A 9,787-nucleotide genomic window follows, 5' to 3' on the forward strand; every position below is an offset into this window, starting at 1 on the left:
ACGATCGCCGAAACAGCCACACTCTCGATCGAAACCATCCCAGCGATTTGCTATTGTTCTACCTGCCAACAGGACTTTCAGCCGACAGACTGGATCTATGAATGCCCCACTTGCCATCAGCTTAGTGCCAAACTACTTCAAGGGCGAGATTTAGAACTTGTTTCTTTGGAAGTCTCTTGAATTAATTGATAATTGTAATTAAGAAAGGGGGTTTAATTATGTGTATTGATTGCGGTTGTAACGAAGTCGGATCGGTTGCTATTGATGGTGTGAAAGTGCCAGAAACTAGCGATCCACATTTCCATTCACATGGTGATTATTCCCATAGCCATGTAAATGATTCCGAACATTCTCATAAACATACCCACGTTATCCCCGTTCATCAGGGGATTTTGGCAAAGAACGATCGAATTGCCGATCGAAATCGTGACTTTTTTCGCGATCGAGGTGTTTTGACGCTCAACTTATTATCATCCCCTGGCGCAGGTAAAACCGCACTCCTCGAACGGATGGCGCAGGATTTACCCCAACTCGTTGGCAAAGCCTCTCTGTTCTCCTTAGGGAGAGGCTCCGCCAACGCGGAGCGTCTGCCTGCGCAGAAAGAGAATCGTCCAGTTAAAATGTCCGTAATTGTCGGGGATTTAGCGACCGACAACGATGCCCAACGTCTGCGTAAAGTAGGTACAACCGCCGTACAAATTACCACTGGAACCGCCTGTCATCTGGAGGCGGATATGGTGGCTCAGGCGATGTCCCAATTGGATTGGCAAGGTTTAAATCTATTAGTAATCGAGAACGTCGGCAATCTGGTTTGTCCGGCTAGTTATGACTTGGGTGAAACTATTCGCGTCGTTGTTTTATCTGTCACTGAAGGCGAAGATAAGCCGCTCAAATACCCGACGATGTTTAAGACTGCCGATGTCGTTTTAATTAGTAAAGTGGACATAACTGAGGCGGTAGGCTGCGATCTGGATTTGACGATCGATAATATCCGCCGTGTTGCGCCCCAAGCCCAAATATTTCAGGTTTCCGCCCGTACTGGAGCAGGTTTAGACGATTGGTATCAATATTTAGAGCAATCGATGCCAGATGCCCTCGCACCACCAGATCCCCGACTTCTTGAAGAAGTCGGGGATCTTCGCCCCTCAAGATGAGTCCCGATGCTGCTTTCCCCCAGCGGCTCCAGCTCCAGATTTCAGGAGCAGTGCAGGGAGTTGGCTTTCGTCCGTTTGTCTATCATCTGGCTCGAACTCTGGGATTAACTGGCTGGATTCGCAATACAAATCGAGGTGTCTCGATCGAACTAGAAGGCACCGCCACCAAATTACAAGAGTTTCAAACCCGATTACAGATTGAGAAGCCCACCCACGCCCAGTTGGATCGAATTGAAGTTACTTGGGCAGCCGTCCTAGGCGATCTAGACTTTACTATTCTCGATTCTGATGAATCATCATCCCAGCCCAAATCCGCAGTAATCCTGCCAGATTTAGCCACCTGTCCCGCTTGTTTTGCCGACATCTTCACTCCCGCAAATCGTCATTATCGTTATCCATTTACTAACTGTACCCATTGTGGCCCTCGGTTTAGTATCGTCAAATCGCTGCCCTACGATCGCGTAAATACTACCCTCCAAGGGTTTCCAATGTGTCCAGCCTGCCAAGCAGAGTATGACAATCCCGCAGATCGTCGCTTTCATGCTCAACCCAATGCCTGTCATATTTGTGGCCCTCATCTGGAACTGTGGGATTGTTCCGGCGAGGTAATAGCTACTCACGATGATGCTTTACTCCAAGCCGCAGCCGCAGTCAGATCGGGTCAAATTCTCGCGTTCAAAGGGTTGGGTGGTTTTCAGCTAATTGTCGATGCACGCAATGATGTTGCTGTGAAAAGGTTGCGCGATCGCAAACACCGCCCCGATAAACCATTGGCAGTGATGTTTCCATCGATCGATCGAGTGCATGAATATTGCCAAGTCAATCCTCTCGCCGCCGATCTTTTACAATCTGCGAACGCTCCAATCGTGCTGCTACCAGTTCGCGAACGATCGTTATTCACCCTCTCAGCCTCAATCGCCCCTAGAAATCCCTATTTAGGTGTGATGTTGCCATATACACCACTCCATCATTTGCTTCTAGCCGAACTGGGGTTTCCAGTAGTCGCAACTAGCGGCAATCGATCGGGCGAACCGATTTGTATCGATGAAACTCAGGCTCTACAAACCTTAGCGGGGATTGCGGATGTCTTTCTAGTTCACAACCGCCCGATCGTGCGTCCAGTAGATGACTCGATCGTGCAGATTATCAATGGACAACCCAGCTTACTCCGCCGCGCTCGTGGTTACGCACCCATGCCGATTTCGCTGGGAGATGGTGAGACTACGAGTGATGAGACAATCTTAGCAGTGGGCGGACATCTCAAAAATACGGTGGCACTGTATGTCAATCGGCAATTATTCACCAGTCAATACATCGGCGATTTGGATTGTGTGCCCACCTGCGATCGATTTCGATCGACCATTCAAGAGCTATGCAGTCTCTACAACACCACCCCCTCGATCGTCGTCTGTGATGCACATCCAGACTACCATTCCACTCAATTCGCCCAAACCTTAGCGGCTACACCAACTCCTCGGCTAATTTCAGTCCAGCACCACTATGCTCATGTCTTATCTTGTTTAGCCGATAATCAATGGAAACCACCCGTCTTAGGTGTGGCGTGGGATGGCACTGGCTCTGGTTTAGATAGTACGATTTGGGGCGGAGAATTCCTGTGGCTACCTGCCGAATCATTGCCAGAACCGGGATTTATTCGCGCCGCACATTTGCGCCCTTTCCCCTTACCTGGTAGCGATCGAGCGATGAGAGAACCCCGCCGCTGTGCGTTGGGAATGCTATATGAATGTTTGGGTGAGACAGCCTTCGATTCCGCAAGACGGACGCTCCGCGAACGGTCGGATTTAGCCCCTGTAAAGTCGTTCTTGCCAGCGGAGCTACCCATCCTTAAAACCATGCTCCAACGCGGCTTGAATACTCCCAGAACCTCCAGTGTGGGAAGACTTTTCGATGCGATCGCCTCGCTGTTGGGACTCTGCCAAAATATTACCTTTGAAGGACAAGCCGCCATGCAACTCGAATATGCGATCGATGGTTGCACTACCGATGCTATCTATCCTTATCTCATTCACGATCGACCGCTACAATTTGATTATGTACCAATGGTGAGGGCAATTCTCCAAGATTTAGACGATCGAGTCTCCCCGGCAATAATTTCAGCCACTTTTCACAACACCCTAGTTGCGGGACTGATTGACATTACTTGTCGCCTGAGAAACCAGTATCCAGAAATGAAAAAAGTTGTTTTAACTGGCGGATGTTTTCAAAATCGTTATTTATTAGAACGCTCGAGCGAGCAGTTGCAACGGCATGATTTTTTAGTCGGTTATCATCATCAATTACCTAGCAATGATGGTGGTATTGCCGTAGGACAAATTATGGCGGCATTGCGCCTGCTCAAATACGAATCATCATCCATGAAAATTCATCTCAATTCTTAATTCTCAATTTTCAATTAATTTAAATTATGTGTTTAGCTGTTCCTGGAAAGCTGATTAGCATTGATGAACCTGGGCAAGATGAAGGGAGATTACCCGCCGATGCTTTGCTTTGCCGGATGGGAAAAGTCAGCTTTGGTGGCATCCTTAAGCGCGTGAGTTTAGCTTATGTGCCAGAAGCGATCGTTGGCGATTATGTCATCGTCCATGTGGGGTTTGCATTAAGTATTGTCGATCCAGTAGAAGCACAGCAAACTTTGGAGTATTTAGAACAATTGCATCCTAGTGTTGTGGATTAGATGTTCGATCGAGTGAGATTTTCCTTCATCTAATCAAGTAGGAATTGGTACCTTTATTTCCAGATAATATCCCGATTTGGGGTGATATCTGGAAAGTTTCTGAATATCATCCTAAATTAGCTTGATATACGGAAAGTCGTGATGGGGTATCGGGCTTTCAGCCGAAAATTTTCCGTCTATCACCCTATTCTGGTGTATCATATGGAAAGTTTCCGTGCAATACATAGTTAGGTGGCTCCATCTGCTGGTAGGGACGGCACTTAAGGGTGATCGGCGAGTAGCAAAGTCGAGGCAATTCAGGGTTGTTAACGTTCTATCTCATTAGCCGCCCAAAGAGAAGGCTATACTGGTTTAGTCAAAAAAGGTGTAATTCACTTTTTTGATATTAAGCTCGACTAACAAAGTTAATCCATGAGAACTACAGACGTATTCGGTGTTTCAAATGAGCAAATCTTCTCATATATAGAAAGAAAGCAGGTAGATGATCGTTTTCTGGAAGGACTTCAAAGAAACAAACACATTATTATTTTTGGAGCCTCTAAGCAGGGAAAGACTGCTCTTACGAACAAGCATCTGAAGAAAAACGATTTTATAAGAATAAATTGCTCTCCCCAAACTAAGGCGATTGATGTTTACAAGTCAATTCTTCGACAACTTGATGTTGAGTTTGAAGAAGAGAGATCTGAAAAGACCTTAGTTGAAGGAATTGGAAAAGGTGGAGTTAAAGCAAAAGTAAAAATCCCCTTCTTTGCTGATTCTGAGGCATCCACGGAAATTACTGCAAGAGGGAGTAGAGAAGAGGCAACTAAATATAAGTTGATTGAGTACAACTTAGGACTTCCTCAAGATATTAGCGAAATCCTGAGATCTATAAGCTTTAAACAGAGAGTCATCATAGAAAACTTTCACTACTTAGAAGAAGAAATACAAAAAGAAATTGCCTTTCATCTGAGAGTATTTGAAGACTTTAACATACTTTTTGTAATCTTAGGAATATGGCGTGAGAAGAATAGGCTTGCTCAATATAATGGCGATCTTCAAGATAGATTGATTGAAATTCCGGTTGAACCTTGGATTGAAGATGACTTTAGAAAAGTTTCCCAAAGAGGAGGTGAAGCTTTAGGAGTTTCTTTTGATGGAGTTTTGGCAAAGATAATAGATAGTTCATTTGATAGCATTGGCGTTTTCCAAGAATTGTGCAAAGAGTGTTGTTTGGCTGCTGGCTTACAGGAGAAATCTAAAAGTTTAGTTGTAATAGATGAGGAGTGCTTAAAAACAGCAATTGAAAGGAAGTTGGAGGATTATTCAGGAAGACATATTAGAAGTCTTGAAACTTTTGTAGAGCAACAAGCTAGAACATCTGATGAAGTGCCGCTTTATTTGGGATATTACTTTGTCAGAATTTTGTTCGATTTGAATTTCAAGGATATTGAAATAGGGCTGAAAAGAAAGTTCATACATGACGAAATTAGAAAGATACATCATCGAGCAGATGATGTGAGATCGTCAGATATGAGTTATTTTTTACACAACATCGTGCAAGCTCAAATTAAAAAGAGTATAGTGCCTCCCTTGTTTGATTATGATCGCAGTACAAGAACTATCAAGATAATTGACTCGACGCTCTACTTTTTCCTAAGAAATGCTGAGAAAGAAGAAATTATTTCAGAGTTTGAAATCCCAGAAGGCATCAATTAGGATCATCTTCGATCTCAATCAACGCCACCTAACAACCGCGCTGCACCGGAACGTACAAATATAGTCGTTGAGTTGCAAAGGTTATCTACGCCTGGTGATTGCGATCATTATCCAGATAAAGAGATCGAGAGTCGATCGACCATAACATCCAGTTATTACAACAAAGTAATACATCACTAGCCACAGAACTTCTGTGTCGCTCGCATCTTCCCGCCCCAAAATCCAGTCCTACCGCGTTCAATCGCCCACATAGATACCCAGAGATCGAGCCGTATGTACCATGAAACCCTGTGGGTCGACCGGAGCGGCACAGGCGGGAAATTTAGCGGCTTGGCGGGCGGCTTTCTCTGCTCTGATTTTTTCGATCACCCTCGCTAAAGGTTCGATTTGTGTCTGTCCGCCTTTCCAGACCACCATCTGCTGAGACGGTGACTGACTCTGGGCGATCGCATCTACAGCTTTGACCCCAAACGACACGGCTAACAATCGATCGAGAGTTGTGGGCGGGCTACTCCGCTGAATCCGACCCAATACCGACACCCTCACCTCTAAATCCGCTTGCAATCTACAAAAATCTGACTGCTGCGGATCGCTATGATGATCGACATACTGCTCGATTTGCTGCTTGAGATCTGCGCCGATTGCTGATTTGGAACAGGGTTCAGCTAAAGGATCGAGATCGATTCCTTCGGCAACTACAATTAGTGCAAACTTCCGCCGCTGGCGATAAATCTGGGCAATTCGATCGCAAATATTGGCGACGACTTTTTCGGTCAGGTATGGAATTAATTCGGGAATCAAAATCACATCCGCGCCTCCAGCGATTCCGGCATGGAGTGCTAAATGTCCCCCATCTCGCCCCATCACTTCGACAATCATCACATGATCGTGACTTGCGGCTGTAAAACTTAGATTGTGCAAGGTTGCAGCGACTGTATCAACTGCCGTATCGAAGCCCACCACTCGATCGGTTAGCGGAATATCATTGTCGATCGTTTTCGGCACTGCGACCAGATTCCAGCCACCTTGTTGCGCTAAATCGGCAATAATCTCTAAACTACCATCGCCGCCGATCGCAATTAGGGCATCCAATCCGATCTGGCGGTAGCCAGCGAGAATTTTTGCTGCCTCCCCTGGTTTGGGTACCTTCTTACCGCGACAACCCAGCACGCTACCACTTAGAAATAGCAACACATTGATCCCCTTTTGACCAGGAATATCAAAGGAGTGTTCGTGTAGTTCCAGATCCTCTGGTTGACAAATACCGTTTGCAATATCGACAAATCCATCTGTACCATTGGGGATGCCATAAACGCGCCAATTTTTAACGGTGCGGGCATATTTCACCACTGCATAAATAACCGCATTCAGCCCCGGACAATCACCACCACTGGTCAGAATGCCAATTCGCTTGGATGGATCGGTCAGTATCTCGTCGGTCATCGATCGGATTTGTAATGACAGGTTAATTTTACCGTGAGCGAGGCATCTAACTAGGCTGGGTGATAGTAAAACGCCACCCCCAGCAAAAAATAAGTAGCTAGTAGTAGTGTCCCATCTAACCAGTTAGAGCGTCCGCCAGAACTGACGAGATTATTTACCGTAACAGCGATCGCTAAAGCTACCACCTCAAACGGATTAAAGTTGAGATCCAGCGGTTGTCCCCACAATTGCCCGACAAAGACCAGCACTGGGGCAATAAACAGCGTAATTAGCAAGCTATCCCCTGTCACCGTCGAGACAGCTAAATCCATCCGATCCTTCAGAGCCAGCCGGACGATCGTCACATAGCCCGCCACATCGCTCAGGAGCGGCAGCAAGATTACCCCCGTAAACAGTGGTGTAAAACCCAATTGTCCCGTGCTTGTTTCTACCACCTCGACAAATAAATTCGATTCCAACCCCACCGCCACAGACGCGATTAATAAAACTGCAATCCAGCCCCCCAAGCGGATATTGCGATCGGCTAAAACGACAATTTCGTTATTCGCCGCAGGCTCCACCACCGAGCCAGAATCAGACTCAGCAATCGCCACATCATACAGATAGCTATGAGTCTTCAAGGAAAACAACAAAGTCAGCCCATACAACACAATCAACACCGAAGCCGTCACCATGCCAATCCGGTGAATATCCTGGTGATCGACCAGATTAGACGTGTAGATCACCAGGGTAGGCAAGGCAATCGCCGTCACCCCTAGCGTCATCAACGACCCATTCACCCGCGCAAAAATCGGCTTGAACGATTGCTCCTTATAGCGCAACCCACCTGTCAACATCCCCAGTCCTAACAGCAGCAACAGGGCACCCAAAATGCTGCCCGTAATGCTGGACTTGACAATATCGACCAGCCCCGCCCGCAGTGCCATCAGGGCTAAAATCAACTCCGTAGCATTGCCAAACACCGCATTAACTAAGCCGCCGATCGATGGCCCTGTTACCATCGCAATTTTTTCGGTAGCCGTACTCAAGACGATCGACAAAAGAATAATCGCTAGAGCCGAAGTCGCAAAAACTGACAAGTCTCCCCAGTGCTGATACTTAGCAACACAGGATAAGGGGATAAAAACCAAGATCGCTGTCGCAATTGCCCCAGCAAAAAGTCCCGACTTAGCAATATTCATATCGTTGTCGGCTGGTCGAGAGGCTTGATTTCAATTGGCACTTTGCTTAATTTTCTAAAGATTCGTTGGTCTCGATCAATCGGTACCCAGTCATATAAGAATATTTCAATCGGTCGCCACATGGCCACCCAACCAACAATAAATAATCCTTCATGCAAAATCTTGACGATCGTCCCATTAAACAAAGAACTAATTAAGTTGTCGATCGTGATACATGTGCCTAAAAACACCATTGCAATCGCTAAATAGATCCTACCAGTCTGCAAGAGTTGGCGTAATTCCTTTGCTTTACCATCGTGGCAGTAATTGAAATAATTGTGGATCGCGTCTGCTATGAGTTTGCTAGCATTGAGATTGATCGCATGAGGAATGTACAGTAAGACTTTAGCCTTACTATTGAGGGGTAGCTCTTGCAGAGATTCTACGATGTAATTTTTGGCATTGTGGTCGATTTCTCGTTCGATGAATGGTGACGGATCGAGTGAGTTAAAGATCTGGTCGATCTTATTTAACCTAATTTCAATTAAATAGACACCATTTTCCTGTCGATAATGTGACTCAAGTTTTCTCATCTTTGTCACCACTCTGCTAACAAGAATCGTTTTTAATCTCGAACTTTGGCCCAGAACTCTACAAAAAATTCAACTAGATCGATTGGTTCGACCTCATGTTCTACTTCTGGCAATATGACTCCCGGACGCTCTATGTCCAGTATAGTCTCGGTATGGTATGGGTGGTGGATTCGATACCTCAGACGACCGGATTGGACATGGATGATGCCCCATACTCCGGTCTTGGTGGAGTGTTTCGCTCTCAAGCCATTAGGGATAGAATCATTTGTAAATACGGGCGTGCGTCGATAAGGAGCATAAGCATCTGGCATCTGTTGGCGATCGCACAGAACGCAATTCAGGAGTTGTCCGATATGTTCTAACCGCCCTGCCTCAGTAATCACCCACGGACGCGGGAAAAAGGGTGGTTCGTGACGGGTATGTTGGCAGTGTCCGCAGTCTAGTTCTGCGACCCAATGTTGCTCTAAATCTTGATGAAATCCAATAATCGATCGGTGCATTGATTTTAGGATCTGCTGATTTTAAATCAGATTAAATAAATTTCAATCGATCGTCTAAACAAGATATTTAGTTAACCATAAATAAATATTAAATTTTTACTCGATCGAGACGATACCGCCTTCAATAAAATGAACATAAAGCTCATTTCCAGACATCATCGCTACTCCCAATAAAGGTTTTCGTCCGGCAGCAATGACATTAACCTCTGACTCTGCACCATTCCATAGAATAGTTGCTGTATACACCTTGAGAAAAACATTGCTATTGTTCGCAAGATTAGCGGGAATTTCATATTCAAACGGCAATCCCAATACAGCAATAGCTTCTGGTGGCAGACATCGACTACCTGTAAAACCCGTGTCAATTACAAACTCAATACTAAAATCTGGTTGATTTGGCATTCTAAAAGTAACTGGGACAGTCGCTCGACCATCAACAACCGTTCCAGTTATCATTTAGTTGTCCGCTCCATCACACCACCAAAAGAAACAGCAACGTTATAGCCAATTCGTAGCCCAAACAGTCGAAAGGCACGCCAAAGGC

The 9,787-nt window shown here is 45.7% G+C and carries 10 protein-coding genes; 5 read left to right on the forward strand and 5 right to left on the reverse strand.

Going from position 1 to position 9,787, the window contains the following annotated elements:
* The 5 genes from RMO27_RS17845 to RMO27_RS17865 all read left to right on the forward strand — a co-directional run.
* Positions 1-180 (forward strand): hydrogenase maturation nickel metallochaperone HypA (locus RMO27_RS17845; RefSeq protein ID WP_309735000.1); only part of this gene is annotated, 180 nt, incomplete at its 5' end.
* Between the two features lie 38 nt (positions 181-218).
* On the forward strand, positions 219-1,154 hold the full coding sequence (gene hypB / locus RMO27_RS17850; protein WP_309735001.1) for a hydrogenase nickel incorporation protein HypB: 936 nt from the start codon (positions 219-221) through the stop codon (positions 1,152-1,154).
* Positions 1,151-3,553: a carbamoyltransferase HypF gene (gene hypF / locus RMO27_RS17855; protein ID WP_309735002.1), complete on the forward strand. Its 2,403-nt coding sequence runs from the start codon at positions 1,151-1,153 to the stop codon at positions 3,551-3,553. Before hypB ends, hypF begins: the two co-directional genes overlap by 4 nt.
* Before the next feature lie 26 nt (positions 3,554-3,579).
* Positions 3,580-3,849 carry a HypC/HybG/HupF family hydrogenase formation chaperone gene (locus tag RMO27_RS17860; RefSeq protein ID WP_309735003.1) on the forward strand — a complete coding sequence of 90 codons (270 nt, stop codon included), beginning with the start codon at positions 3,580-3,582 and terminating at the stop codon, positions 3,847-3,849.
* Between the two features lie 411 nt (positions 3,850-4,260).
* Positions 4,261-5,547, forward strand: a complete 1,287-nt coding sequence (locus RMO27_RS17865; protein WP_309735004.1) for a hypothetical protein — start codon at positions 4,261-4,263, stop codon at positions 5,545-5,547.
* A 237-nt stretch (positions 5,548-5,784) separates the two neighbouring features.
* Here RMO27_RS17865 and RMO27_RS17870 read toward each other — a convergent pair whose 3' ends face one another.
* The 5 genes from RMO27_RS17870 to RMO27_RS17890 all read right to left on the reverse strand — a co-directional run bounded on the left by RMO27_RS17870 (position 5,785) and on the right by RMO27_RS17890 (position 9,699).
* Positions 5,785-6,990, reverse strand: coding sequence for an ATP-dependent 6-phosphofructokinase (locus RMO27_RS17870; RefSeq protein WP_309735005.1), 1,206 nt, complete (start codon positions 6,988-6,990; stop codon positions 5,785-5,787).
* Positions 6,991-7,040: 50 nt separating this feature from the next.
* On the reverse strand, positions 7,041-8,171 hold the full coding sequence (cax, locus tag RMO27_RS17875) for a calcium/proton exchanger (RefSeq protein WP_309735006.1): 1,131 nt from the start codon (positions 8,169-8,171) through the stop codon (positions 7,041-7,043).
* Entirely contained in the window at positions 8,168-8,743 is a 576-nt protein-coding gene (locus RMO27_RS17880) for a hypothetical protein (protein WP_309735007.1), read from the reverse strand. Before RMO27_RS17880 ends, cax begins: the two co-directional genes overlap by 4 nt.
* A gap of 32 nt (positions 8,744-8,775) precedes the next feature.
* Complete coding sequence (locus RMO27_RS17885; protein WP_309735008.1) at positions 8,776-9,243, reverse strand: DUF3565 domain-containing protein; 468 nt, start codon at positions 9,241-9,243, stop codon at positions 8,776-8,778.
* A 96-nt stretch (positions 9,244-9,339) separates the two neighbouring features.
* Positions 9,340-9,699 (reverse strand): clan AA aspartic protease, encoded by a 360-nt coding sequence (locus RMO27_RS17890; RefSeq protein WP_309735009.1) that lies wholly within the window; start codon positions 9,697-9,699, stop codon positions 9,340-9,342.
* Positions 9,700-9,787: the final 88 nt, after the last annotated feature.

The sequence above is a fragment of the Chamaesiphon sp. OTE_75_metabat_556 genome, assembly GCF_031378165.1.
Taxonomy (GTDB): domain Bacteria; phylum Cyanobacteriota; class Cyanobacteriia; order Cyanobacteriales; family Chamaesiphonaceae; genus Chamaesiphon.

What these genes read in the sequence shown, in the direction of transcription:
- hypF (WP_309735002.1), top strand. Translation starts at nt 1,151, where the DNA reads ATGAGTCCCGATGCTGCTTTCCCCCAGCGGCTCCAGCTCCAGATTTCA.
- cax (WP_309735006.1), bottom strand. Translation starts at nt 8,171, where the DNA reads ATGAATATTGCTAAGTCGGGACTTTTTGCTGGGGCAATTGCGACAGCG.
- RMO27_RS17880 (WP_309735007.1), bottom strand. Translation starts at nt 8,743, where the DNA reads ATGAGAAAACTTGAGTCACATTATCGACAGGAAAATGGTGTCTATTTA.
- RMO27_RS17890 (WP_309735009.1), bottom strand. Translation starts at nt 9,699, where the DNA reads ATGATAACTGGAACGGTTGTTGATGGTCGAGCGACTGTCCCAGTTACT.
- RMO27_RS17885 (WP_309735008.1), bottom strand. Translation starts at nt 9,243, where the DNA reads ATGCACCGATCGATTATTGGATTTCATCAAGATTTAGAGCAACATTGG.
- RMO27_RS17870 (WP_309735005.1), bottom strand. Translation starts at nt 6,990, where the DNA reads ATGACCGACGAGATACTGACCGATCCATCCAAGCGAATTGGCATTCTG.
- hypB (WP_309735001.1), top strand. Translation starts at nt 219, where the DNA reads ATGTGTATTGATTGCGGTTGTAACGAAGTCGGATCGGTTGCTATTGAT.
- RMO27_RS17860 (WP_309735003.1), top strand. Translation starts at nt 3,580, where the DNA reads ATGTGTTTAGCTGTTCCTGGAAAGCTGATTAGCATTGATGAACCTGGG.
- RMO27_RS17865 (WP_309735004.1), top strand. Translation starts at nt 4,261, where the DNA reads ATGAGAACTACAGACGTATTCGGTGTTTCAAATGAGCAAATCTTCTCA.